This window comes from Methylobacter marinus A45, assembly GCF_000383855.1.
Taxonomy (GTDB): domain Bacteria; phylum Pseudomonadota; class Gammaproteobacteria; order Methylococcales; family Methylomonadaceae; genus Methylobacter; species Methylobacter marinus.
This window is the reverse complement of record NZ_KB912877.1, coordinates 2891309-2916695: the sequence shown is the minus strand read 5'-3', so window position 1 is coordinate 2916695 and position 25387 is coordinate 2891309. Positions and strand designations below refer to the sequence as shown.

Annotated in this window: 25 protein-coding genes and 2 tRNA genes; 12 read left to right on the top strand and 15 right to left on the bottom strand. The window is 54.6% G+C overall.

The features are described 5' to 3' along the window. Positions 1 to 68: 68 nt before the first annotated feature. A complete protein-coding gene (locus METMA_RS0113730) occupies positions 69 to 701 on the top strand; it encodes a histidine phosphatase family protein (protein WP_232216358.1) in 633 nt (210 codons plus the stop codon). 328 nt (positions 702 to 1029) lie between these two features. Beyond that, positions 1030 to 1182 carry a hypothetical protein gene (locus METMA_RS27015; RefSeq protein WP_020159665.1) on the top strand — a complete coding sequence of 51 codons (153 nt, stop codon included), beginning with the start codon at positions 1030 to 1032 and terminating at the stop codon, positions 1180 to 1182. Between the two features lie 240 nt (positions 1183 to 1422). On the opposite strand, the gene surE is transcribed toward METMA_RS27015, so the two are convergent. From surE to METMA_RS27010, 4 genes are all read right to left on the bottom strand, one after another. Continuing rightward, entirely contained in the window at positions 1423 to 2433 is a 1011-nt protein-coding gene (gene surE, locus METMA_RS0113720; protein ID WP_020159664.1) for a 5'/3'-nucleotidase SurE, read from the bottom strand. 41 nt (positions 2434 to 2474) lie between these two features. Then, positions 2475 to 3110 carry a hypothetical protein gene (locus METMA_RS0113715; RefSeq protein ID WP_020159663.1) on the bottom strand — a complete coding sequence of 212 codons (636 nt, stop codon included), beginning with the start codon at positions 3108 to 3110 and terminating at the stop codon, positions 2475 to 2477. Positions 3111 to 3115: 5 nt separating this feature from the next. Beyond that, positions 3116 to 3556 (bottom strand): hypothetical protein, encoded by a 441-nt coding sequence (locus tag METMA_RS0113710; RefSeq protein WP_020159662.1) that lies wholly within the window; start codon positions 3554 to 3556, stop codon positions 3116 to 3118. Between the two features lie 534 nt (positions 3557 to 4090). Beyond that, the gene (locus METMA_RS27010; RefSeq protein WP_020159661.1) at positions 4091 to 4255 is read right to left on the bottom strand and encodes a hypothetical protein; all 165 of its coding nucleotides are present in this window, start codon (positions 4253 to 4255) and stop codon (positions 4091 to 4093) included. A 335-nt stretch (positions 4256 to 4590) separates the two neighbouring features. Here METMA_RS27010 and METMA_RS0113700 point away from each other — a divergent pair, with 335 nt between their 5' ends. Then, positions 4591 to 4932, top strand: a complete 342-nt coding sequence (locus tag METMA_RS0113700; protein WP_020159660.1) for a YciI family protein — start codon at positions 4591 to 4593, stop codon at positions 4930 to 4932. A gap of 170 nt (positions 4933 to 5102) precedes the next feature. Here the strand turns inward: METMA_RS0113700 and purL are convergent, their stop codons facing one another. The 4 genes from purL to METMA_RS0113680 form a co-directional block, all read right to left on the bottom strand. Next, a complete protein-coding gene (gene purL, locus METMA_RS0113695) occupies positions 5103 to 8987 on the bottom strand; it encodes a phosphoribosylformylglycinamidine synthase (protein ID WP_027147326.1) in 3885 nt (1294 codons plus the stop codon). 274 nt (positions 8988 to 9261) lie between these two features. Next, positions 9262 to 9918 carry an outer membrane protein assembly factor BamC gene (bamC, locus tag METMA_RS0113690; protein WP_232216357.1) on the bottom strand — a complete coding sequence of 219 codons (657 nt, stop codon included), beginning with the start codon at positions 9916 to 9918 and terminating at the stop codon, positions 9262 to 9264. 4 nt (positions 9919 to 9922) lie between these two features. Further along, positions 9923 to 10798 carry a 4-hydroxy-tetrahydrodipicolinate synthase gene (gene dapA, locus METMA_RS0113685; RefSeq protein ID WP_027147325.1) on the bottom strand — a complete coding sequence of 292 codons (876 nt, stop codon included), beginning with the start codon at positions 10796 to 10798 and terminating at the stop codon, positions 9923 to 9925. A gap of 99 nt (positions 10799 to 10897) precedes the next feature. Next, entirely contained in the window at positions 10898 to 11341 is a 444-nt protein-coding gene (locus tag METMA_RS0113680) for a YaiI/YqxD family protein (RefSeq protein WP_020159656.1), read from the bottom strand. Between the two features lie 115 nt (positions 11342 to 11456). On the opposite strand from METMA_RS0113680, the gene METMA_RS0113675 reads away from it, so the two are divergent. After that, entirely contained in the window at positions 11457 to 13217 is a 1761-nt protein-coding gene (locus METMA_RS0113675) for a DEAD/DEAH box helicase (protein ID WP_020159655.1), read from the top strand. A gap of 39 nt (positions 13218 to 13256) precedes the next feature. On the opposite strand, the gene dnaQ is transcribed toward METMA_RS0113675, so the two are convergent. The 3 genes from dnaQ to METMA_RS0113660 form a co-directional block, all read right to left on the bottom strand. After that, entirely contained in the window at positions 13257 to 13982 is a 726-nt protein-coding gene (gene dnaQ / locus METMA_RS0113670; protein ID WP_020159654.1) for a DNA polymerase III subunit epsilon, read from the bottom strand. Positions 13983 to 14008: 26 nt separating this feature from the next. Continuing rightward, positions 14009 to 14458, bottom strand: a complete 450-nt coding sequence (locus METMA_RS0113665; protein WP_020159653.1) for a universal stress protein — start codon at positions 14456 to 14458, stop codon at positions 14009 to 14011. 90 nt (positions 14459 to 14548) lie between these two features. Next, positions 14549 to 16198 carry a multicopper oxidase family protein gene (locus METMA_RS0113660; protein ID WP_020159652.1) on the bottom strand — a complete coding sequence of 550 codons (1650 nt, stop codon included), beginning with the start codon at positions 16196 to 16198 and terminating at the stop codon, positions 14549 to 14551. A gap of 373 nt (positions 16199 to 16571) precedes the next feature. Here METMA_RS0113660 and METMA_RS27515 point away from each other — a divergent pair, with 373 nt between their 5' ends. Further along, positions 16572 to 16715 carry a hypothetical protein gene (locus METMA_RS27515; protein WP_020159651.1) on the top strand — a complete coding sequence of 48 codons (144 nt, stop codon included), beginning with the start codon at positions 16572 to 16574 and terminating at the stop codon, positions 16713 to 16715. Between the two features lie 128 nt (positions 16716 to 16843). Here METMA_RS27515 and METMA_RS26505 read toward each other — a convergent pair whose 3' ends face one another. The 4 genes from METMA_RS26505 to METMA_RS0113635 form a co-directional block, all read right to left on the bottom strand. Next, the gene (locus tag METMA_RS26505) at positions 16844 to 17218 is read right to left on the bottom strand and encodes a glycine zipper 2TM domain-containing protein (protein ID WP_036299481.1); all 375 of its coding nucleotides are present in this window, start codon (positions 17216 to 17218) and stop codon (positions 16844 to 16846) included. Positions 17219 to 17472: 254 nt separating this feature from the next. After that, positions 17473 to 17548, bottom strand: a tRNA-Phe gene (locus tag METMA_RS0113645). Positions 17549 to 17590: 42 nt separating this feature from the next. After that, positions 17591 to 17666 (bottom strand) — tRNA-Phe (locus METMA_RS0113640). Positions 17667 to 17728: 62 nt separating this feature from the next. Continuing rightward, on the bottom strand, positions 17729 to 18367 hold the full coding sequence (locus METMA_RS0113635; RefSeq protein ID WP_020159649.1) for a DUF4126 domain-containing protein: 639 nt from the start codon (positions 18365 to 18367) through the stop codon (positions 17729 to 17731). A gap of 177 nt (positions 18368 to 18544) precedes the next feature. Between METMA_RS0113635 and hslV the strand changes: the two genes are divergently transcribed. The 7 genes from hslV to METMA_RS0113600 all read left to right on the top strand — a co-directional run bounded on the left by hslV (position 18545) and on the right by METMA_RS0113600 (position 25279). Next, the gene (gene hslV / locus METMA_RS0113630) at positions 18545 to 19093 is read left to right on the top strand and encodes an ATP-dependent protease subunit HslV (protein ID WP_027147324.1); all 549 of its coding nucleotides are present in this window, start codon (positions 18545 to 18547) and stop codon (positions 19091 to 19093) included. A gap of 4 nt (positions 19094 to 19097) precedes the next feature. Further along, complete coding sequence (hslU, locus tag METMA_RS0113625) at positions 19098 to 20423, top strand: ATP-dependent protease ATPase subunit HslU (RefSeq protein ID WP_027147323.1); 1326 nt, start codon at positions 19098 to 19100, stop codon at positions 20421 to 20423. Between the two features lie 4 nt (positions 20424 to 20427). Continuing rightward, positions 20428 to 20826 carry a gamma-butyrobetaine hydroxylase-like domain-containing protein gene (locus METMA_RS0113620; protein WP_020159646.1) on the top strand — a complete coding sequence of 133 codons (399 nt, stop codon included), beginning with the start codon at positions 20428 to 20430 and terminating at the stop codon, positions 20824 to 20826. 16 nt (positions 20827 to 20842) lie between these two features. Then, on the top strand, positions 20843 to 21592 hold the full coding sequence (gene ubiE, locus METMA_RS0113615; RefSeq protein WP_020159645.1) for a bifunctional demethylmenaquinone methyltransferase/2-methoxy-6-polyprenyl-1,4-benzoquinol methylase UbiE: 750 nt from the start codon (positions 20843 to 20845) through the stop codon (positions 21590 to 21592). Between the two features lies 1 nt (position 21593). Then, positions 21594 to 22220 (top strand): ubiquinone biosynthesis accessory factor UbiJ, encoded by a 627-nt coding sequence (locus tag METMA_RS0113610; RefSeq protein ID WP_020159644.1) that lies wholly within the window; start codon positions 21594 to 21596, stop codon positions 22218 to 22220. Between the two features lie 75 nt (positions 22221 to 22295). After that, positions 22296 to 23846, top strand: a complete 1551-nt coding sequence (gene ubiB, locus METMA_RS0113605; RefSeq protein WP_020159643.1) for a ubiquinone biosynthesis regulatory protein kinase UbiB — start codon at positions 22296 to 22298, stop codon at positions 23844 to 23846. A gap of 260 nt (positions 23847 to 24106) precedes the next feature. Beyond that, the gene (locus METMA_RS0113600; RefSeq protein ID WP_027147322.1) at positions 24107 to 25279 is read left to right on the top strand and encodes a phosphoglycerate kinase; all 1173 of its coding nucleotides are present in this window, start codon (positions 24107 to 24109) and stop codon (positions 25277 to 25279) included. Positions 25280 to 25387: the final 108 nt, after the last annotated feature.

Below are 25387 nucleotides of genomic sequence, written 5' to 3'. Positions count from 1 at the left end.
ACCAAGTCGCCCAAAGGGACGCCCCGCTTCGCTGCGCACCCTTTAGCTTGGCGGTATATAGTGAAAAGATGATGCGAATTACCTTGCTACGTCATGGAAAACCAGCGTTTGAGCTGAAAGGGATAGTCCAAACGAAAGACTTGGGCGCGATTGCAAAAGCATACAACTTATCAGGGATTGCGGGCGCTCCCCCAAGAAAAACGGCTGCCGCCATCCAGGGAGAAAAGTGGATCGTGTGCAGCCACCTTGCGCGCTCAATCGAATCAGCAAAAGCACTTGGATTTTCCGAAGTGCATGTGAAGGATCCGCTGTTCTGCGAAACTGCAATACCCCACTTTGGTAGCGGTTCTGTTCCACTGCCAGTCGGTGTCTGGATTGTTGTTCTAAGGGTTCTGTGGCTATTTGGCTTTTCAAAGAACGGCGAATCGCTGATAAGCGCCAGGAAGCGCGCAAGGCAAGCGGCGGAAAGACTGGTTGAACTGGCAGAGGAACATCAGAACATTCTGCTTGTTGGCCACGGGTTCATCAACCACTTCATCGCCAAGGAGCTTAAGAAAAGCGGCTGGCTTGGCCCATCAAAGCCAGGCAAAGTATTTTGGGAATACGGGGTTTATGAATTAAATCGAAGACATAGCGGCCTTGGCAACTGTCTTCCCGATCCAACCGGCGGTTCCGACCAGCCGCCTGTCAATGGCCAATAATTTTGAGCCAGTTTCGGCCATTAAAATTGAGCCATTTTTTCCGGTTAATATGAGTTGTTTAGCTTCGCTTTCAGCCGATAACTTTCCCCTCCGAGCATAAAGGCTAAAGCCACAGGACGCGCCGGATACCTGACGACAGGCACTGTTATCCATGACTGCAGCCGCTCTTTGGCCCTGCCGGATTCGGCATCGGCCCTTTACGAAAGTATTTCCAATGCGGAAGACCTCGCCGTCACAGCCAGAGCCGCAAAAACGCCTAACACTTCACTAAGCCAGAGAGGTAAAATCCTATTTCTGGTAAACATTAAACTGCTCTGAGGAGAACACAGTGAAGCACATCATTACTTTTTCATGTTTAATAGCCGCGATTGCACTGTATATCGTCGGAAGCGTCCCGGGCGCCACCGTGTTCTTCATAGCGGGACTGTTTGCTGAGATGGCATTCTGGATTCGCCTTTTTCAAGGCGAAGAAAACGAATAACCGCCCTGTACGGTTGACTAAACGCTATCGCCCATCAATTGGACATCCAAACGACCGGAAAAGGCCGATTGTTCCCGGCCTATCGGCCTCAAGCCACTAATCGCCGGAATCCGCTGTCAAGTCATTCCCGGCAATTGCATTGACTGGAATACATGGCGATGCGCCCCAGAATAGACGCTTGCGTGCAATTTTTCTTTTTCTGCGTTCTCCCCCGTTTCCCAAAGCAACAGACATCGTCGCCTATCGCCTCCCGGCGCCGCTTTTAATATCCATCTTCAGAGGGACAAGACCCGGCGTATCGGCCGTATAGTCGGGCGTGATCGGAACGATGGTGATGTACCCTTTCGAATACCACGTGGTGTCGGCGCCCGGGATCTCGGGCGTCTCGTCCGGGATAATCTCCGTTATTCCGCCCTTGAGCGTGGTTCCCACCGGTACGTCGACGCAGGGCTCATGACAGCCGATGTTGATAGCGACCGTATCGGCGCCGAAGCTCACGACCAGATCATCCTCAAAAGTGACCGTGCGGCCCTGCCGCGTGACGAGGACGCCGGCGGGCTCGGGCAGCGGCGGGAAGTTGATGTTGAGACCTACGCCGCGCGGCAGCAGGCGCTTTTCGCCCGTCAGGGAGCCGGCCTTGCGTTCGAGACGGGCAATGAAAGCAACGAGAAAGTCCGCCACCCGTGCAAAATGGGCATCGTTCGAGGCTCTGCAATCAGGCGTGGACTCGCCGCACACCGGATCGGTGCTGATCGCGATGGCGGGGACTGCGCCATTGAGCATGGGGGACAGCGCGGCAATGGCGGCACCGACTGTGCCCGAGAACTGGGTAGCGGCGCCGATGTTGGCGCCAATGTTGATGCCGGATACCAGCAGGTTGGGCAGCCGGCCGGCGCGCTGCCGCGCGATATCGATAGCCACGAGCGCGCTGGTCGCCGGCTCGGCGCTTTCTGTCCCGTCACCAATGGCAACGGAATACTCGAGCACTCCCTCTTCATCGCGCCGCTTGGTAATCAGGAGGTCTGTCATGTTGATCGCCGCACTGCTGCCGCTTTGCTCATTGAGCGGACCGGCGAGGATCACGGTATGGCCGGCGGCCAGCGCCCGCTTGGCGGCCTGGATGCCGATGGCGTCCCAGCCGTCAGCGTCACTGAGGGCAATCGTGAGCGCCCGTACGCCGGGCGAGAACACGAACAGCAAGACGGCGAGCGCAGCGGCGAAGCGCCCTCGGTATTTACGATCGTTACGCATGGTATACCTCCACATATAGGCATTTTGCGGCCGCACACTTGTCAGGGGCTCTGCGGCCGTTCCTTGCCGTCGAAGACAATGACCAACGGGGTCAGTGTCTGCCTGGAATCGGCGCCCCGGGCCGTACCCGGAACAACGTAGTTCCGCTCGATGAATGTCACTGTCTCGCCCTTCGGAATCAACGCCTCCGTGATTTCAAAGCAGTAGGCGAGTCCCGTACAGTCGCGCGCGAAGTACTGGACGTAGAACCGGTCGGCATTGTCGACCGGTTCCGAAAAGGCCGATGCGGTCCCCGCGAGATCTTCGTCGAAGACGTTCCCGATGCCCTGGAGAACCGACGAGCGATTGAGCGCGATGCTTGAGTACGTGGCGTTGCCGGTACCCACGACGGCAAGCACCTGGCCCGAATCGATATTGGCGCGCTGGCTGAGCCGCCAGTCTTCGTCCTGGTTGTCGCCGAGGCAGTTCATGGGGCGCTCGATGCAGTGCTGCCCGATGAGATCCACGGCCAGTTCCAGAGCCTGGAACGGCAGTGCGGGGGCGTAAGTCTGTTCCCAGTGCTGCTTGACGGACTCGATCAGCGCCGCGAAATCACCCAGCAACCCAAGCTCGGAGCGGGCGGTCCTCTCATCGTAAGCGGGCTTGGGATAAGGCTCGGTCGGACGCGCCGTGTTCATGTCCCTCACCCGGAGTATGGCCAGCGGATGCTGAGCGCCAGGTCGTCCGCCTCGGGCCCGAGCCCTGCCTGGAAAATCTCCGTTGACACGGGCGCGGTAAACACCTGATTGCGATCGGGAACGCCCGCCCGCAGGAGCGCCTCGGTCACTGCCCGCTCCATCACGGCATCGGGCGTGACGATGAAAAAGCGCTGCTGGTCGAAGGCCGCCCCGGACTGCCGCTCGATGACGACGTTGTTGATGCTGTTGCCGAAGGTCGCGAACACCAGCGAACGGGACGGATTCGGCGAAGCGGTGAACAGCAGTTCCCGCAGGAAAGGGTCCGTGACCGACTGGAAGACCAGATTCTCGGGATCGATGAGTCCTTCGCGCGAAAAGGCGTAGGGGTGTGAAGTACTTCGCGGGCGGCGGAAGCTGCGCCAGCACGACCAGCGCCTCCCGCTCATCGAGACGGAACGTGACCCAGGTATCCTCCGGCATCGGTCCGAGCAGGTCTTTCATGTGCGCGTCCACGAACTCGTCCGGCCAAAGCGGAACGGAAGGGAAAACATACGGTGATGCCGGGTTGTTTCCGAGACAGTTGCCGATCACGGCGATCGAGAACTGGCAATCCTCGATCGTGAACAGGTCCCAGAAGCCGCGCGCGACCTTGTAGCCTTTGGCCTCGAGATCGGCCTGAAGAATCCGGACCTTTTGCTCTAGCGATGCAGGGAGTCGATGGAAGTTGCCCGAACCGTTTTTCGAGCCGCTCATCGCGGGCGCGGATGCGAGCATTGCAACGAATACGAACCCAATAGGCGTAATCTCATAAGTCCTCCTCTACCATGATGGCTGGAGTGAAACGGGGCGCGGTGAGCGGCGCTCGCGATACCGGCGGGGACAGGCCGTTCGACCAGATCAGGTCTTGCATCAGCTTGTTTTTCAGGCCGCCGTCATCCGCGATTGCAGGACTTTACCCGGTTATTCCGCATTTGTTCCGTTCACATGACTGGAATCACTCTTTGGTTGTCCCGGATCAATGGGCTGAAAGAGAGGGCATAGTCATTAATCAACGCCAATGTCAGCAAGTCGCTGTCGAAGGGAATGAACGGCATCTTGGCCGTCTTGCGGGAAGATTTATTGCGGCCGGAGCAGCCATGAGACATAATCCGCCGAGGTAAACCTAGCAAGACATGCCGCATCAAGCCACGCACTTTAGAAGTAAAACGGAGAGCCAAACGATGACTAATCAATGACAAATCAATGGGGTCAGTATCGTTGATTCAACCGCAAAATTGTTGTTTTTGGCCAGTGAAGACTTGGCTTTATTGTGTATTGCTTTATTTAACAAGTCGATAGAAGGGACGCGCCGCCCATTGATGATTTTGGCGCTTGTTTTTTACCAAGGTTCAGCGGCTTCGTTTAAGCTCACAGAGCGGCGGCGCCCTTACCGTAAACGTTAGCTCAACCGGTCCGCCTGAAGACCGTTACAGGAGAAGTCATGACGCAGTATTTGATTGCTATTCACCACCCCGACGACTACGACCCGTTTGTCGCAGAGGACGAAGCGATGTCCCGCGACATTGACGCACTCAACGACGAAATGAAGGCTGCTGGTGTCAGAATTTTCGTTGGCGGCCTGCGCCCGGCAAGCAGCGCGAGGTCGCTGAGGGCGCAGCCCGATGGTGAGGTGCTCATCACCGACGGACCGTATCTGGAGACCAAGGAGCACGTGGGCGGTTTTTGGGTGCTGGAAGCCGCTGACCTGGACGAGGCGCTGGCATGGGGGCGTAAGGCTGCCGTCGCCTGTCGGGCGCCGGTCGAGGTGCGCCCGTTTCACTGACGGAAGCAACTCGTAAGGCGGATTCGCTTCAGCAATCCGCCATCACCAGTTCGGCAATGGCAGTTTGCTAGCGCGAAACTGCCCTACGTCCTCGGCGATTTTTTAAGCCGCATCACGGGCGCTGGAATCTTTAAGTCTGCGCGACCTCTGCACTATGATGGACAGAGTGTTTACCCCACCCAAACCCTGGCATTCCTGAACATGCGCATCCACGCGCCGTACTCCTGCCAGTCATCCGGATGCCATGAGTTTTGCAGCGTTCTGAAACAACGCTCCGGATGCGGCATCATGATGGTAAACCGGCCGTCGGCTGTGGTCAGGCCGGTAATGCCGAACGGCGAACCGTTGGGGTTGGCCGGGAACTGGGTCGTCACTTCGCCATAGTTGTCGACATAGCACAAAGCCACCGCTTCGGCATCCAGGGCCACGGTGGGGTCCATGGCGAATTCCGCGCGCCCTTCCCCATGGGCAATGGCTACAGGCATTCTGGAGCCTTCCATGCCGGCAAACAGGATGGACGGCGATTTTTTGACTTCCACCATGGCTACCCGCGCCTCGAACTGCTCGGAGGTATTGCGCATGAACCGCGGCCAGTGATCGGCGCCGGGAATGATGTCCTTCAATCCCGACATCATCTGGCAGCCATTGCAGACGCCCAGGCCGAATGTATCCTGGCGCTGGAAAAACGCCGCGAATTCATCGCGCGCGCGCGGATTGAACAGGATCGACTTGGCCCAGCCGCCGCCCGCGCCCAGCACATCGCCGTAGGAAAACCCGCCGCAGGCCACCAGTCCCCTGAATTCAGCCAGGCTGACGCGGCCTTCGATGATATCGCTCATGTGCACGTCGATGCTGGTAAAGCCGGCGCGATCGAACGCTGCCGCCATCTCGACATGGCCGTTGACGCCCTGCTCGCGCAAAATCGCGACCTTGGGCCTTGCAGCGGCAGCAAACGGCGCGCTGACATCGTCGTTAATATCGAAAGTCAACCGGGCATGCAGGCCCGGATCGTTATCGTCGGCAATGCGCTCGAACTGTTGCCTTGCGCAGTCTGGATTATCGCGCAGGGCCTGCATGCGGAAGCTGAGCTCAGACCAGATGGCCTGCAGTTCGGCACGGCCGGCCGAATAAATCAGTTGACCGGCATGACTGATCGTCAATTGCGGCTCTTCAACCACGTTGCCAATGACGTAGGTGCAATCGATCAGGCCGGCATCGCGCAGCAGGCCGATGACTTCCTGGCAATCGTTCTGGCGGATCTGGATCACGGCACCGAGTTCCTCATTGAACAGGACGGCCAGCGCATCATCGCCCAGGCTGTCCAGCGTCATCGATACGCCCAGCCGTCCGGCGAACATCATTTCAGCGACGGTAGCCAGCAGGCCGCCGTCGGAGCGGTCATGATAAGCCAATATCTTGTCCTGGCTGCTCAACTCCTGAACCGCATCGAAGAAGGCTTTGAACAACGCGGGATCATCGAGATCGGGACAGTCGTTGCCGAGTTGTTTGTATACCTGTGCCAGCACGGAGCCGCCCAGGCGGTTTCTGCCCGCGCCCAGATCGATCAGGATCAACATGCTATGCTCGTCCGGCGCGGCTCTTAACTGCGGCGTCAGGGTTTTGCTGACGTCGGTCACCGGCGCGAATGCGGTGATGATCAACGACAACGGGGAGGTCATGGTTTTCTCGCCAACCTGGTCTTTCCAGACCGTCTTCATCGACAGCGAATCCTTGCCCACCGGTATGGCGATGCCCAATTGCGGGCATAACTCCATGCCGACCGCCTTGACGGTATCGAACAAGGCCGCATCCTCGCCCGGGAAACCCGCCGCCGCCATCCAGTTGGCGGACAGCTTGATTTTCCGCAGCGACTCGACGCGCGCCGCCGCCAGATTGGTCAAGGCCTCGCCTATCGCCATGCGCCCGGAGGCCGGCGCGTCAATCACGGCAATCGGCGTGCGCTCGCCCATGGCCATGGCTTCGCCGGTCAGGGCATGGAAACCCGAGGCGGTCACGGCCACATCGGCCACCGGCACCTGCCAGGGACCGACCATCTGATCGCGCGCAACCAGACCGGTCACGGAACGGTCGCCGATATGGATCAGAAAGCTTTTGTCGGCGACGGCCGGAAACGACAGCACACGCTTGACCGCTTCGTTCAGCTCGATGCCGGTCGTGTCCAGTGCCTTCAATTGAGGCTGCACATGCTCCGCCTGGCGGTGCATTTTCGGCGGCTTGCCGAATAGTACGGACATCGGCAGATCGACCGGCTTGTTGCCGAACCAGGCATCGTTCAGCAGCAAATGTTCTTCGTCCGTGGCTTCGCCTATCACGGCATACAGGCAATGCTCGCGTTCGCAGAAGGATTTGAACAGTTCCAGGGACTCGGGCTTGATGGCAACGACATAGCGTTCCTGCGCTTCGTTGCACCAGATCTGCATCGGCGACATGCCTTTATCGGCATTCTGTACGTCACGCAATTCGAAGCGGCCGCCGCGCTCACAGTCATGAATGATTTCCGGCACGGCATTGGATAAGCCGCCTGCGCCGATATCGTGGATCGAAACAATCGGCGTGTCGTCGCCCAGAGAGTTGCAGTGGTTGATAACTTCCTGGCAGCGGCGTTCCATTTCCGGATTTTCGCGCTGCACGGAAGCGAAATCGAGCGTTTCGGAGCTCTCGCCGGAGGCCTGCGATGAGGCCGCGCCGCCGCCCAGGCCGATCAGCATGGCCGGGCCGCCCAGAATGATGATCAGCGAACCGGCCGGAATCGGCTGTTTTTTAACCAGCATCGGGCGGATATTGCCCACGCCGCCGGCGATCATGATCGGCTTGTGGTAGCCCCTGAATTCCTTGCCGTTGCCGCCCGGCGCGGGTTGCTCGAAGCTGCGGAAATAACCGGCCAGATTGGGCCGGCCGAATTCATTATTGAAGGCCGCGCCGCCGATCGGGCCTTCCAGCATGATATCGAGCGCCGAGGCGATGCGGTCAGGCTTGCCGTTATCGTCTTCCCAGGGCTGTATATACTCGGGCACTCTCAGATGCGATACGGAAAATCCGGTCAGGCCGGCTTTCGGCGTGGAGCCCCGCCCGGTCGCGCCTTCGTCCCGGATCTCGCCGCCGGAACCGGTTGCCGCGCCCGGATGCGGCGAAATAGCTGTGGGATGATTGTGCGTTTCCACCTTCATCAACACATGCGCCTCTTCTTCGACATAGGCATATTCACGGGTTTTGGCATCGCGAATAAAAACCTGCGCCGTCGAGCCTTCAATCACCGAGGCATTATCGCTGTAGGCCGACAGAATGCCCGCCGGGCTTTTTTCAGCCGTATTGCGTATCATGCGGAACAGTGTCTGCGCCTGCGCTACGCCGTCGATGGTCCAGTCGGCATTGAAAATCTTGTGGCGGCAATGCTCGGAGTTGGCCTGGGCGAACATCATCAATTCGACATCGGACGGATTGCGACCCAGGGCCTTGAAACTGTCGGTCAGATAGTCGATTTCATCATCCGACAAAGCCAGGCCCAATTCAGCATTGGCCTTGTCCAGCGCCTCACGGCCCTGCTCGATGACCGCCACGTTCACTAGCGGCTGGGGCTCGTGCTGGGCAAACAGATCCGGCTCGGCCTCGCCGTCCACCACGGTCTGCGTCATGCGGTCATGCAGCAGGGCCGCCAGGCGTTCCTTGATGTCGGCCGCCAACGGCGCCTGGGCATCGAGTACATATTCAACGCCTCGCTCAATGCGCTTGATGGTTGATAAACCACAGCGCTGGGCGATCTCGGTCGCTTTGCTGGACCAGGGAGAAATCGTGCCCGACCGCGGAATGACTAACAGGCGCTCAGTCCCGCTGACATTTAACGGTAGAGCAGAACCGTAGGACAGCAAGCGGTCCAATACCGCCGCCTGACCGTCATCCAGATCATTTTCCAGATCGACGAAGTGCACAAACCGTGCCGAGACCGCATTGATCATTGGGTCTATAGCCTGCAGCTCAGCCAGCAGCTTTTGAACGCGAAAGTCAGAAAGTGCAGAGGTTCCGGGGATTTTTAACATAGAGATAACAATGAAGAATTAGAAAAATAGGTTGTGAAGCGAGTTCGGCCGTTCGGCTTTGCAAGTGCGCTAAACACTTTAGGCACGGCAATGAAATAAGAACCGCGGAGGCAGGATTTCTGTTCCTGTTCAAGGCGTATAACCAGCTTTGTAACTGGTTGCGCAACGCCGAAGAGGGACGGAAAGACCAGTCAGCTGCGGGAATTATAAAACTCACGTTTCTTAGTAGACACATTGTTTACGCGGCCGCACTCTGCACAACGTTAAACGAAGCTTATTCAGGCTGATCAGTGGACATGGTTTCCTGCAGCAAGGTCAGCAATCTTAAACCGGGACCTTCGGATAACGGTTGCCGATCCGCATCCAGAACAACCACTTCCGAGTGCCGGTTGTTGGCTACCAGCTTGAGGATATATTCCTTCTCCTCGCTCTGAAGGCCTCGAAACAGAAAGACAACCTCATCCCAGATGAAACCGTCCTCCACAGCCTGCTCATCCGGGTCGTAATGAACATGAAACAGCGCGTCTTCCTGATTGCGCTCGGTGACTTCCAGCGAGTTCCGGCTTAGCGCCTTGCCGACCATGCGCCAGGCTCTCGCGACCGGCGCACCGATGCGCAGACGGGTTTCACCCGTTTCGAATTTAACCAGTTCCACCGGAATGACACGCGGCGTTTCGGCCTCTTCTTCCGCTGAAGGTTCAGCAGGCGCCGCAGCCGGCTGGCCGGGCACAGGCTCTGTTGAATCGGCAGCGGGAGCGCTTAATTCGGCATTCTTGTCCAGATCGGGCGGCAGTTTCAGAGGGGGAATTTCAGTGGTGAACTGATAATCTTTTTCCTTGTCCGGAAAATAGCTTTTAATATACGAACAGGCCGTCACGTTACCCAGCACGGCGGCAATAACCACGAGCGATCCTAATCTGGATTTCATCATGTGCCTATATGACTTCAGCCTGGCGCATCGCCTCGCGCACGGCGGGGAAACATTCCTCGGTCAGCCAGGTTAACGGCAGGCGTATGCCTTTGCCCATCAGGCCCATTTCGGCAACAGCCCATTTGACCGGAATCGGATTGGACTGAATAAACAGATTTTTATGCAGGCCAGCCAGTTTGGCGTCAATCGCCGAAGCCGTTTCGCTATCGCCGTTGATCGCCGCCATAATCATTTCATGGACCAGTTTGGGCGCCACATTGCCGGTCACAGTGATTGTGCCGTTACCGCCCAACAGGCAGAATTCCCGGCTGGTCGCATCGTCGCCGGTATAGATCGCGAAATCGTTGCCCGTCAACTCGCGGATTTTTTTAACACGGGACAGGTCGCCGGTCGCTTCCTTAACACCGACGATATTTTTAACACGGGACAGGCGGCCAACCGTTTCCGGCAGCATATCGCAGGCCGTACGGCCGGGCACGTTATATAAAATCTGCGGGATATCGACGGCCTCGGCGATGGCTTTATGATGCAGATACAGGCCTTCCTGGGTCGGCTTGTTGTAATAAGGCGTCACGATCAGGCAGGCATCGGCGCCGACTTCCTTGGCCCGGCGAGTCAGGTTGATCGCTTCAGTGGTCGCGTTTGCGCCGGTTCCGGCAATGACAGGGATTCGGCCATCGACATAATCGACAACCCACTTTATAACTGCACAATGTTCGTCCTCGTCCAGCGTCGCTGACTCGCCTGTCGTGCCTACCGCAACGATCGCGTCCGTGCCCTGCTCAATATGATATTCCACTAATTTTTTCAGACTGTCCCTGTCCACTGCACCGCTTTCATCCATCGGCGTTACTAAAGCTACGATACTACCTTGAATCATGAAATCTCTCGATCAGAATTAATACAGTTACAAAACCGTCGCCATTATAACAAGCAAATAAGCAAAACTCAGCCTGTAAGCACAAATTACGCTATAACCTCAATATTTAGCCAGCAACCTGTCCAGAGCATTGGCAAAATCCTGCTTGTCGCGCGCACCGAGCGGTGCCGGCCCGCCCGATAGCTGCCCGGCGCTGCGCAATTCGTCCATGAGATCGCGCATGGCCAGCCGGTCTTTGATGTTGTCCTTGGTATAAAGCTCGCCCCGCGGATTAAGGGCATGGGCGTTTTTCGCAATCACCTCGGCCGCCAGCGGGATGTCGGCGGTAATCACCAGATCGTTTTCCTGCAGGTGCTGGACGATGTAGTTATCGGCCACATCAAAACCGCCCGACACCTGCACGGCACGAATCAGCCGCGAAGGCGGCGCGGCCAGAAAATGGTTGGCGACGAGGATCAGTTCCAACTGCTTGCGCCCGGCCGCGCGATACAAAATATCCTTGATCACGTTAGGACAAGCGTCCGCATCCACCCAGATTTTCATATTTTCCCTCAAGCTCGATCAATTTATGCAAATGCCAATATAATGCGGTACAATGCCCGGTTATACAAACATTCCTCTGCGCACACGCGCCTTCTATCTTTCTACAGGTAAATTCATGTCCAACGATGTTTCAACATTACCCTCTTTCCGTGACTTAGCACTGAGCGAACCGGTGCTACGCGCATTGGATGATGTCGGTTATGAAACACCCTCGCCGATTCAGGCACAAACAATCCCGCACTTGATGGCAGGCAAAGACGTTCTGGGGCAGGCACAAACAGGCACGGGTAAAACGGCGGCCTTTGCGTTGCCCATCCTTTCACGACTGGACCTCAAACAAAAAGATCCTCAGGTTCTGGTTCTGGCGCCAACGCGCGAACTGGCCATTCAGGTGGCGGAAGCGTTTCAGCGCTATGCCGCTCACTTGAAAGGCTTCCATGTTCTGCCCATATACGGCGGACAGGATTACAGTTCCCAACTACGCCATCTTAAGCGCGGCGCTCATGTCGTGGTCGGCACGCCGGGCCGGGTCATGGACCACATGCGCAAGGGCACATTGAGGCTGGACGGCCTGAATTATCTGGTCCTGGACGAAGCTGACGAAATGCTGCGCATGGGCTTTATCGATGATGTGGAATGGATACTTGAGCAGATTCCGGAACAGCGCCAAATTGCGTTGTTTTCAGCAACCATGCCAACGGCCATCCGTAAAATCGCGCAGAAATATCTGGTTGATCCGGTCCAGGTCACGATCAAAGTCACGACTACCTCGGCCGAAAACATACGGCAACGCTATTGGATGGTCAGCGGCGTGCACAAGCTGGACGCGTTGACACGCATTCTGGAAGTCGAAACCTTCGACGGCATGATTATCTTCGTCAGAACCAAGACCGCCACCGTGGAACTGGCCGAGAAACTGGAAGCGCGCGGTTTTTCCGCCGCCGCGATCAACGGCGATATGTCACAGGCCTTGCGCGAGCGCGCGATTGCCAATCTGAAAAACGGCAAGCTGGACATTCTGATCGCGACCGACGTGGCCGCTCGCGGCCTGGACGTGGACCGTATCACGCATGTCGTCAACTATGACATCCCTTACGATACCGAATCCTATGTTCATCGCATCGGCAGAACCGGCCGCGCGGGACGCACCGGCGACGCCATTCTTTTTATCGCGCCGCGGGAAAAAAAGCTGCTCGCCAATATAGAAAAAGCGACCAAGCAAAAAGTTGAGGAAATGGGCCTGCCTTCGACCGAAATCATCAACAACAAGCGTATCGCCCGCTTCAAACAGAACATTACCGATACCCTGGCGGCCGAGGAACTGAGCTTTTTCAGCCAACTGCTGGACCAATACCAGCAGGAACATAATGTTTCGGCGCTCGAAATAGCCGCCGCCCTGGCTAAGATGGTTCAAGGCGATACACCGCTGCTGATGCAACCGCCCAAAAAGACCAAGGCAAGCCGGGAAGACAGGCCGGACCGGTCGCGAAAGGAAGACAGCGCCCCGAGAGAGCGCAAGTCCAGACGCGGCGGCGCGGGCATCGAAATGGAGCTGTTCCGCATCGAAGTCGGCCATAGCCATGGCGTAAAGCCCGGCAACATTGTCGGCGCCATAGCCAATGAGACAGGACTTGATGGCGAACACATCGCGCGCATTAAAATTGAAGATAATTACAGCATGGTGGAACTGCCTGCCGGCATGCCCAAGACACTGTTTCAGGAGTTGAAGAAAGTCCGGGTCGCCGGCCAACCGCTCAATATATCAAGAATTGAATCGGGTTCCAGAAAAATGGATGACGACAGTAAAAAAGCGGCAAAAAGCAAAAAAAGAATGAGTTCCACGTCCAAGCGAGCAAAGTCAAAATCCGCTGAATGATGAAATTCCGCGGGCGGCCAATCGGTCGCCCGCAACGATTCAAACCAACTGATTCCAGATGCAGGCACCGCTGGCTTTTTCGACAGCTTCCAGACGCTGCTGATGCGCCCGCAGCTCTTCTTCATTACAACGAATGACTTTCAGTGCCGGGCGATCGGCCGGCAAAACGCTGTACACCATATTCGTGCTGACCGCCTCCTGTTCCGACAACCCTTCGTCAAGCAAGGAGAACTGCCCGCCAGTCATTATCAGGAACACATCGGCCAGAATCTCGGCATCCAGCAATGCGCCGTGCAAATCGCGGTGGCTGTTATCAATACCATAGCGTTTACACAGCGCATCCAGACTGTTTCTCTGCCCGGGATGCTTCTGGCGGGCATACGTCAGCGTATCGAATACCTCGCTGTAATCGACGACACTGCCGGTTCCGTTATTGAGCAAGGCGAATTCATGATTGATAAACCCGACATCGAACGGTGCATTGTGAATGATCAATTCGGCGCCGCGGATAAACGCGATAAAATCTTCGACAATAGCCTCGAAACGCGGCTTATCCTCTAAAAATTCATTGGTAATGCCATGAACCTCGATGGCCCCCTGATCAATAACACGGTCAGGATTGATATAAACATGAAACCGATTTTGCGTCAGACGGCGGTTCACCAGTTCCACGCAGCCGATTTCAATGATTCTGTGCCCTTCCTGAGGATTAAGTCCGGTAGTTTCGGTATCCAAAACCACCTGCCTGACTTTCGGCTTTGTCATATTTTTACTCTAATTTATATAAACGCTTATGGCTCATCATCCCTTAACCTAACTGCCATGACATCGCAGCTAGCATCATGCAGGACGCTATTCGCCGTTGAACCCAATAATAATGCCAGGCCATGCCGACCATGCGAACCCAGCACGATCAGATCGACCTGTTCGTGTTCGGCGATCGACACAATCTCCTGATGAGGCACTCCCCAGACCAACCACCGATCGGCAGACTCGATGCCCAACTTATCCGCTATTTGCACCAACCGGGATTTCTTCTCTTCCAACAGATCATAGCCCGAATCGCGATCCAGCGGAATCACAGTGCCATAAGCCGTATCCGACATGGGGATGTCATCCAGCACATGGATAATGCTCAGTCGGGACCGGTATTGTTTCGCCAGCATCCTGGCTTTACGGACCACCGTATCATCATGACCGGAATAATCCACAGCCAGTAAAATATGTTGATAATCACCCATGACCTGATTTTTGATAACTTAAAACGGTTAAGTGTACCGCCATTTGCAGAGGATCATTAATCAGTTTTTTTCGCGATGTGCAAAACAACCTTATTTAATGAGGAAATCGCGCATCATGCCCATATCTTCATGCTCGAGATTATGACAGTGGTACATAAAGATCCCGGTATAATCGTTAAAAGGCTTTAAAATCGTGACCTTCTCTCCCGGCATAACCAGCACCGTATCTTTCCAGCCGCTGTCGACAAAACCCGCCGCTACCGATTCATGCCCCGACCTGAAACCCGGGTTAATTTCGCGCCTCAGCACCTGGAACTGCTCACCGTGAATATGCATGGGATGCGGCATCGCCATCATGCCTCCCATGCCCATGCCCATCCCGCCGCTAAAACCATTATCGAATGTTATAACTTGCAGGGTATTGACCGGAATGATTTCATCGGGCCGAACATCATCCATCGCGTAAGAGCGTCCGTTTAGCAAAGCGGACATATGACGCATGGACAAGAGAATGTTTCTGGGATTGTCAGCATTGGCGGCATCCTGCAAGCGCAACGGCTTGATAGTCGTCAGGCGTTCAGGCAATTTATCCTGCGCCTGCACCTGCCTGGAAACCTTGACCTTCAACACAGCATAATCGCCGCCTAAAGGCAAATCGCCGCCCGACATCATGCCGCGCCCTCCCATCATGCCTCGCCTACCCATCATGCCTCGCCTACCCATCATGCCGCGCCCACCCATCATGCCACCGCCATGCATGCCTCCATGCATGGAGGATTCAAACGGAAGACTGCGCAGGTTCAGCTCAGTCCCTACCGGTTTACCGCTGAAATCCACCCAGATCTCGCGCCGTTCTCCCGGAGCCAGCATCATATAAGCATGTTGCTCCGGATGTTCCAGCAATCCGCCATCCACGCCAATGACCGTCATAGGGGTACCATCATCCCAAGCCAATTTATAAATGCGCGAATTAGAGCCGTTCAGCAACCTTAATCGATAGGCCCGGGTGGCAACCGGCAAGATATAATCGGGCTGGCCATTGATCATAATCTGATCACCCAGAAACCCCTGCATGCGCTGCATCATATGGTTGTTGTAATGCAGCTGATTCTGATTGTCGAAACTGCGGTCCTGAATTGCAAGCGCGACATCATATTCGCCCTTGGGCAAATCCAGTGCCTGCTCTTCCGCGTCACTGACGATAAAGAGCCCCGCCAGACCTGAATAAACCTGTTTGGCGGTAACACTATGCGTATGGGCATGGTACCAATAGAATCCGGCCCGATTCAGAATGGTAAACTCATAGACGAATGCCTGCCCCTGATCAACGGCATACATGGGATTGCCGTCCATTTTGGAAGGAACATGCAAACCGTGCCAATGCAAAATGGATTGGGCCGGCAAATTGTTTTTCAGAATGATCCTGACCTTCTGCCCTTTTTGCAGGCGTATGGTGGGCGCGATATAGCTCGCCGCATGATTTTCTATCGCGGCTTCAGGCCCTTTCAATACCTTGCCGGAGACTTTCCAGATTCGCGTTTCAGGACCTTTGAAGATAGGAACATGGGCAACTTCCTGCGTTAATTCAATTTCCACATCCGGATCGAAATCTTTTGATGCCTGATTGCCCATCGCCATGCTTTCGGCATAGGACAAAAATGGGTAAGCAGCAGCCATTGCAGCCGTGAGACCAGCATACTTCAACAGTTTGCGGCGCTGAATGTTAATCGTGTTTGGCATTTGGGTACTCCGGATATTGAGCAAAATTACTTTATAGTGATTTTGTAATACACAAAGTCCGACATGTAAAGCTGAATTCTTAAATAGATACGGTTACCGCGATATGGTCAATCCGGGCGAATCCCGGCTGGTAACTGAGAAACCCCGGCTATCGCGAGCTTAAAAAAGGTCCATTCCCGTATGACATCTCAGTCACTTATTACCGGACAACCATAATGCAACTTGACTGACAATCTGCTGAGCACCTTATGATTGCTTCATAAAAGGAAATAATTTATCTAGTTTTTTCCGCATTGTTAATCCGGAAATATACGTATAGTCTCAATCGAAGTTACCCAAAGAACCAATTTAAAACTTTAAAGAGGATATTGACATGAATGACTTTCGAAAAGATATTCTGATCGGCCTGATCTTCATCGCCGGTGTTTTTGGTTTTATATCAGGTGAGTTTGTTATTTCGACCATACTGTTTGCATCCGCCGCCATTGCCGGCAACGTGATACATTACCAAGATTAAGACGAGCGTTACCGCCTGAATTACCTTGTTTAAACGCGTAACAAAGAAAAACCGATGCGTTTATCCTATCAGCCTGTTTGGAAACTCCCGACCCTATGGGTCAGGAGTTTTTTTATGATCCTGAAGAATTAATAGCGATTACCGAGATAAGATCCGGCCGCCGCCCCGAGGCCGGCTGCTATTGGATCGCCATGCCCCATTTCATACCCCAGGGCACTGCCTACGACACCGCCGACAAGCCCTGCCCCCGTGCGCTGATCATAGTAGCCTCTGCCCGGATAGGGCGCCGGATAATAGTTAACCTGGGGCTGCGGGTGATAATGATGCACCACAGGCGGCGCGTAATAATGATGAACCTCTGCGCGCGGATAATAACCTCTGTCATGATGATGGTGATGATGACCGCGGTGGTGATGGTGATGGTGATGACCTCCAGCAGACGCGTAAGATGAATATCCAGCTATTGCCAGGGTCAGTTGCGTTAAGATGAATATTTTTTTCATTTTATCCCTCGCCATTAATGACTCAAGTTAAACCTAACCGGACGATACCGTTAAGTTTCGGTTTTAATTATTTTGGCGAGATTTTATGCCAGATTTCTTAACGCTAACTGAACAGGATTCCTGTTATAAATATATTTTTGAGAATACCGATCTTTACTGAGGTTTTTAGCTGAGGCGAATGCTCCAGCCGGCATATATCCTGCTCCCGGCTGAAACAAAAAAGGCCCCGAAAAAATCGGAGCCTTTGGAATTCATGGTGCCCAGGGGCGGAATCGAACCGTCGACACGAGGATTTTCAGTCCTCTGCTCTACCGACTGAGCTACCTGGGCATTCTTGAGGTGTTACCGTTATTCTTGTTGATTTTTTTGTAATGGTGCCCAGGGGCGGAATCGAACCGTCGACACGAGGATTTTCAGTCCTCTGCTCTACCGACTGAGCTACCTGGGCAGTACTACAAAAGAGCGCCATTAAACCCGATTCTCTGATTCCCGTCAATAAAAAATATGATTTTATTCCTGGGACTCCGCGTTCAGCGGTCGTTCGTCCCTTCGAAACAGATTGATAATAAAGCGGAATACCTTTTTTACACCCGCCCATATCCGCGGCAATAACCAGATCATCAACAGGACAAACAATACCAGGACCGCTAAGAACAGCAGTGGATGATTGATACAAGCCCAAACCCCGCCAATAACGGCAATATCCTCGCCTACGGATGCAACCCAGTTGCTGAAGGGCTCCGGCGAAGTATTGATCAGCACGCGCGTGCCGGCTTTGGTTGCATGCGTGCCTGCCGCCAGACCGCCTCCCAATATTGCCGCCGCCAACTCAACCGCCGGATTTAAATCGCCAACGGCGCCGGCAGCCAGCATCGCGCCGGCAGGGATGCGGATAAACGTATGTATCGTGTCCCAACCGGTATCGACGCCGGGCACCTTATCAGCGAAAAACTCAATAAAATACATAACCCCGGCCGCCCCCATGACCACCGGGTTAGCGACTATCTGCAAATCCGGCGGCAAATTCAAATTGCCGGTATTGGCAAGATAGCCCAGCATAAACAAGGTTGCATAAAGATTGATACCGCTGGCCCAAGCCAGTCCCATTGTCAATGCCAGCGTAGTTGATATTTGATCCAGCGCTTCCATTAAAGAGTCCTTTATTTGAAATTTGTCTCAGCATAGCCTATTTTGCTGAACTTCCAATAAACACAAAAATCTTAATCTCCGTTACACCAAGTAAACGGAGCACTTTATTTTTTACCACATTTGAACCCAGACCATGTAGAATTGGCACCATCATTTTCGTAACTTTGGGATTTTAAAGTGAGTTTTAGAGGTACAACCATACTTTCTGTTCGCCGCGGCGACAAAGTGGTGATTGGCGGTGATGGCCAGGTCACTTTAGGCAATACGGTCATGAAGGGCAACGCCCGCAAAGTACGCCGCCTATACCACGACAAGGTTATTGCCGGTTTTGCCGGCGCTACGGCGGATGCGTTCACCTTGTTCGAGCATTTTGAAGGCAAGCTGGAAAAGCACCGAGGCAACCTGACTCGCGCTGCGGTCGAAATGGCTAAAGACTGGAGGACCGATCGCGCATTGCGCAAACTGGAAGCCCTGCTGACCATTGCCGATGCAAAAACGTCATTGATTCTTTCCGGTACCGGAGATGTCATTGAACCTGAGCATGACTTGATGGCTATCGGTTCCGGCGGCGCTTTCGCGCAGGCAGCCGCGCGCGCTTTACTGGAAAATACCGATTTGAGCGCCCGCGAAATTGTCGAAAGATCGTTAAGAATAGCTGGCGACATCTGTATTTATACCAACCACAACTTGACCATCGAAGAATTGGACGCAGAACCTAACGAGTAAACGAATGACTCAGATGACACCTAAAGAAATTGTAAGCGAGCTGGATAAACATATTATCGGCCAGGCCAGCGCCAAGCGCTCTGTCGCTATCGCGTTGCGCAATCGCTGGCGCCGCCAACAGATTGATGCCGTTTTACGCGAGGAAATCACTCCGAAGAATATTTTAATGATCGGACCTACCGGCGTCGGTAAAACCGAGATCGCTCGTCGTCTGGCGCGTCTGGCCAACGCCCCTTTCATTAAAATTGAAGCCACCAAATTTACCGAAGTTGGTTATGTCGGCCGCGATGTTGAATCGATTATCCGCGACCTGGTCGACACCGCCGTTAAAATGACGCGCATGGCGGAAATGGAAAAAGTTCAGAATCGCGCTTACGATGCGGCCGAGGAAAAGGTGCTGGATATTCTGCTACCAAGAGCCGGCAGCGGCATGCTGTCCGATACCGAGGAAGCGACCCGTCAGAAAATGCGCAAAAAATTGCGCGAGGGCGACCTGGATGACAAGGAAATAGAAGTCGACGTGCATGTAGCCCCGGTAGGCGTCGAAATCATGGCGCCGCCCGGCATGGAGGAAATGACTAGCCAGTTGCAAGGCATGTTCCAAAACCTGAGCACGGGCAAAAGAAAATCCCGCAAGATGAAAGTCAGCAACGCATTAAAGGTGCTTCAGGAAGAAGAAGCCGCCAAGCTGGTTAATGAAGATGACATCAAACTGCGCGCCGTGGAAGCCGTCGAACAGAACGGCATTGTCTTCCTCGATGAAATCGACAAGATCTGCAAACGCTCCGAAATGGGCGGCAGCGGCGGCGAAGTTTCCCGCGAAGGCGTGCAGCGTGACCTGTTGCCGCTGGTTGAAGGCAGCACCGTCAGCACCAAATACGGCACCATCAAAACCGATCACATCCTGTTTATCGCATCCGGTGCCTTCCATTTGACCAAACCCTCGGACCTGATTCCCGAACTGCAAGGCCGGTTTCCCATCCGTGTCGAACTCGATGCGCTGACCGCCGAGGATTTCGTGCGCATCCTGACCGAACCGAATGCTTCATTGACCGAACAGTATCAAGCTTTGCTGGCGACGGAAGGCGTTTCGGTGACGTTTGCTCCCGACGGCATTCAACGCATTGCCGAACTGGGTTTCCAGGTTAATGAAAAAACGGAAAACATCGGTGCCAGGCGACTGCATACGATACTGGAACGGCTGTTGGAAGACATTTCCTATGACGCGCCCGACCTCACTGAAAAATCCATCGTTATCGATGCCGCTTATGTCGACGGACAACTCGCCGAGTTTGTTCAGGATGAAGATCTGAGCCGTTATATTCTGTAATTTTATGCGCCTGACTGTACAACCCTGCAATACCATACCTACTGAAATAAAGCTGCATCAGGTTTCCCGCCTGCTTGAAATCAGTTTTGACGATGGCAGCGTTTTCACGCTGCCCTATGAATATCTGCGCGTCTATACCCCTTCGGCCGAAGCGGTCGGCCACGCACCGGGCCAGGAAGTGCTGCAGGTCGGCAAGGAAGACGTCACGATCGTGGAAATCAAGCCGATGGGCAACTATGGCATCGCGCCTGCGTTCAGCGACGGCCATGGCAGCGGCATTTATACCTGGGATCTGTTGTACAAACTGGGCGCGGAATACCCCGCTTTATGGGCCGTCTACCTGCAGCGCCTGGAGGCAGCCGGCCATCAACGCAACGCATCGACACCATCTACAGAGCAATAACATACCAAGCATGACAATGACAAATGACAACACCACCCATTTCGGTTTCAGACAGGTAGCCAAGGAAGAAAAAGTCAACCTGGTGCGCGGCGTGTTTGATTCCGTGGCAGGACAGTACGACATCATGAACGATTTGATGTCGATGGGCATCCATCGCATCTGGAAGCGCATTGCCGTCCAACTGAGCAATGTGCGCAAGGACGAACGGGTGCTCGATCTGGCCGGCGGCACCGGCGACCTGACCATGCTGTTCGAAAAACGCGTCGGCAAGGACGGCCAGGTGGTTTTGGCCGATATCAACTCAGAAATGCTGCGCACAGGCCGCGATCGCCTGATTGACAAAGGACTGATCGGCAACATCCGCTATGCGCAAGTCAATGCCGAATGCCTGCCCTTTGAGGACAATACCTTTGATTGCGTCTGCATCGGCTTTGGCCTGCGCAACGTAACCGACAAGGACGCCGCTTTGCGTTCCATGTACAGGGTATTGAAACCCGGCGGCCGCGTCATCGTGCTGGAATTCTCACACCCGACCGACAAGGTCACGGAGAAAGTCTACGATTTTTATTCGTTTAATCTGCTGCCCAAAATCGGCAAGATCGTGGCCAAGGATGAAGACAGCTACCGCTACCTGGCCGAATCCATACGCATGCATCCGAAACAGGATGAACTGAAAAAAATGATGGAAAACGCCGGTTTCGAGCGTTGCGAATATTTCAACTTGACGCAGGGCATCGTGGCCGTGCACAGAGGTTATAAAATCTAGCATGGCCATCAAACCGTTACTGGCCGGCGTGCTGGAAACCGCGCTTAACCAGTACCTGGCACTGGATCAGGACAGCCGCTATTTTCTGGAACCGTTGGCCGGCAAGGTCATTGCCGTCACGATCCTGCCGTTCAATGAAACCATTTACCTGTGTCCGACGACAGAATCCATTCAGTGCCTGGATCATTTTCCCGGCCAGCCCGACACCCGCCTGACCGGTTCGGTCTGGGCATTGGGCCTGATGGGGCTCAGTGCCAAACCGATGCGCTCAGTGTTTTCCGGCGAGGTGAAAATTGAGGGTGATGTCCATACCGGCCGTAAATTTCAAGAACTGTTCGACAAACTGGACATCGATCTGGAAGAAAAACTGTCGCACTTCACCGGCGATATTATCGCACATCAGGTCAGCCGCTTTTTCCGCGCCGGACAGCGCTGGGGGAAGGATTCCATCGAATCTTTCAGGCTGAATACCGCGGAATTCCTGCAGGAAGAAACCCGCGATTTGCCGGCCGGACCGGAAATGGAAATTTTTTATCACCAGGTCGATGAATTGCGCACTGATTTTGACCGCCTGTTAAGTAGAGTTGAACGTCTGGACCATGCGTTAGCCAATTTAAAGCAGAAATAATCCAGCCTTGCCTTATTGACACCCTCTTTGGCGAGCGCGAGAAGCCGTGCCCGCCTACAAACCAAAGGTAAATACGTGATCCGCCCTAAATTATTATTGCGCCTGATCCATATTAACTGGGTCCTGGTCTTTCACGGCCTGGACGAAATTGTTTTAAAAACCCATTTATTCCGCCCCATTCGTTTTCTGGCCGTTTTCTCGCCCAACTACTGGCTCAAACATCAAACCGCCCCGCGTGGCGTGCGCATACGGCGCGCATTGGAAGACCTGGGTCCTATTTATGTCAAATTCGGCCAGGCGCTGTCGACCCGGAAAGACCTTTTGCCTGACGACATTGCCGATGAACTGGTCAAGCTGCAGGACAGGGTTCCGCCGTTTCCCAATGAAACCGCGCGCGGCATCATTGAACAGGAACTCGGCATGCCCATCTCGGAGGCTTTCGCCGAATTCAGTCCCGAACCCTTGGCCTCGGCCTCGGTCGCGCAGGTGCATACGGCCGTGTTGCACAGCGGTGAGCGGGTCGTCGTCAAGGTCTTGCGTCCCGATATTGAAGAACGCATTCACTCCGACGTAGGCCTGCTTTATGAACTGGCCCGCTTCGCCGAAAAATTCTGGCCTGAAGCGAGACGACTGCGGGCGCTGGAAGTTGTTGCCGAGTTTGAAAAAACCACACTGGATGAACTTAACCTGGTCAGGGAGGCGGCCAATGCGACCAAACTGCGCCGCAACTTCGAGGGCTCGGATATTATTTACATCCCGGAAATCCACTGGCCGCTGACGCGCGAGAAAGTCATGGTCATGGAACGCATTCAAGGCATTCCGGTTGGCGAAATCGCCGCGCTGCGGGAAGGCGGCGCCGATTTCAAGCTGCTGGCCGAACGCGGCGTGGAAATCTTTTTCACGCAGGTCTTCCGCGACAACTTTTTTCACGCCGACATGCATCCCGGCAATATTTTCGTCGATCTGCCGGCCAAATACATCGCCGTCGATTTCGGCATCGTCGGCTCCCTGTCCCTGTCCGATCAGCGCTACCTGGCCGAGAATTTCCTGGCTTTTTTCAATCGCGATTACCGCCGGGTCGCGCAAATGCACGTCGAGTCCGGCTGGGTCCCCGGCACAACCCGCATAGAAGAGTTCGAATCGGCCATACGCAGCGTGTGCGAGCCGATCTTCGAAAAGCCGCTCAAAGATATTTCTTTCGGACAGTTGCTGCTGCGCCTGTTCCAGACCGCGCGGCGTTTCGACATGCACGTGCAGCCGCAACTGGTCTTGTTGCAGAAAACCCTGCTCAACATCGAAGGACTGGGGCGCGAGCTCTATCCCGATCTCGACTTGTGGCAAACCGCCAAGCCTTTCCTGGAAAGATGGTTTCATGAGCGCCTGGGGCCTAAAGCCAAAATCGACAGAATCGTCAAACAGTTTCCGGAACTGGCCGAGCAATTTCCGGAAATTCCATCACTGATCTATAAAGCGCTGGACAATGCCGCTCACGCCAGGCCCAATGCCGAAGCGCACAACCGCGAACTGGTACTGCTGCGTCAACAGATGGAACATAATCATCGCCGGACGGTATGGGCTATTCTGGTCAGCGCGGTTATGATCAGCATGGCGGTTTTGTTTCGGTAACTGATTCGGCGTACGGATAGTTTTATCCGGTCGCCGGTCAAGTACCCGCGAGAAGAGCAAGAAGCGGTCGGCTTTTCTTTGAGGCACTGCTAATATAGGACCCATATTTGTACGAATTCACTTGTGCCTCAGGCAATATTCGCGCTAAACGAGCGGCACGGCATTAAAGACAGCAGATGTCCCCGGTCGAATGCGCAGGTTTAATGCATAAATCAGTTGTAAAAAAATACCAATAAATAACACAAACAGGAGAGTCTACTATGTCGATTAAGAGAATGGTCGATCTGGGTTTATCAGGCAAACGCGTACTGATTCGCCAGGATTTGAATGTGCCCGTGAAAAACGGCAAGGTCACCAGCGACATCCGCATTCAGGCCAGCGTGCCAACAATTAAACAAGCCCTGGAGGCAGGCGCCGCCGTCATGTTGCTGTCACATCTGGGCCGGCCCGTTGAAGGCCAGTATTCGGAAGACGCGTCATTGAAACCGGTGGCCGAGCGTTTGTCGGAATTGCTCGGCCAGCCTGTCAGACTGGAAAAAGACTGGCTGGACGGCATTGACATCAAGCCCGGCGAAGTCGTACTGTGCGAAAACGTGCGCTTTAACGCCGGCGAAGGTAAAAACAGCGATGAATTGGGCCGCAAAATGGCCGCGCTCTGCGATGTTTTTGTCATGGATGCCTTCGGCACCGCGCACCGGGCGCAGGCCTCGACGCACAGCGTCGCCAAGTACGCGCCTGTCGCTTGTGCCGGCCCTTTATTGGCCAGCGAACTGGACGCGCTGGGCAAGGCGCTGGAAACGCCGGTCAAACCGTTGGTCGCCATTGTCGGCGGCTCCAAAGTATCGACTAAACTGACGGTCCTGAAATCGTTGTCTGAAAAAGTCGATCAACTGATCGTCGGCGGCGGTATTGCCAATACCTTTATTGCAGCCGCGGGTTTTCCGGTCGGCAAATCGCTGTACGAAGAAGACCTGGTTGAAGAGGCCAAACAGCTGATTGAACAGGCCAGGCGCAACAGCTCGGACATTCCCATACCGGTCGATGTCGTTTGCGCGAAGGAATTCTCGGAAACCGCCATCGCTTCAGTTAAGAAAGTCGAGGACGTTGAAGCCGATGACTTGATTATGGACATCGGCCCCGAAACGGCAAAACACTATGCGCAATTGCTGAAATCGGCCGGCACTATCGTCTGGAACGGCCCGGTCGGCGTGTTCGAGTTCGACCAGTTCGGCAACGGTACAAAGTCGCTGGCCAAGGCTATTGCCGAAAGCAGCGCCTTCTCGATCGCCGGCGGCGGCGATACGCTCGCGGCCATCGACAAATACGGCATTAATGATGATATCTCTTATACTTCCACGGGCGGCGGCGCCTTCCTTGAATTTCTTGAAGGCAAGGAACTTCCGGCCGTTTCTATTTTAAAATCACGAGCATAGAGGTTTAAGTCCGGCGGTGTTTTTTATATAATGCACCGCTCCTCCCTTTCAGTCAGCTTAAGATGGCAGAAATGAAACGGTTCTCCATCAGTCCGGTCAAATGGATTG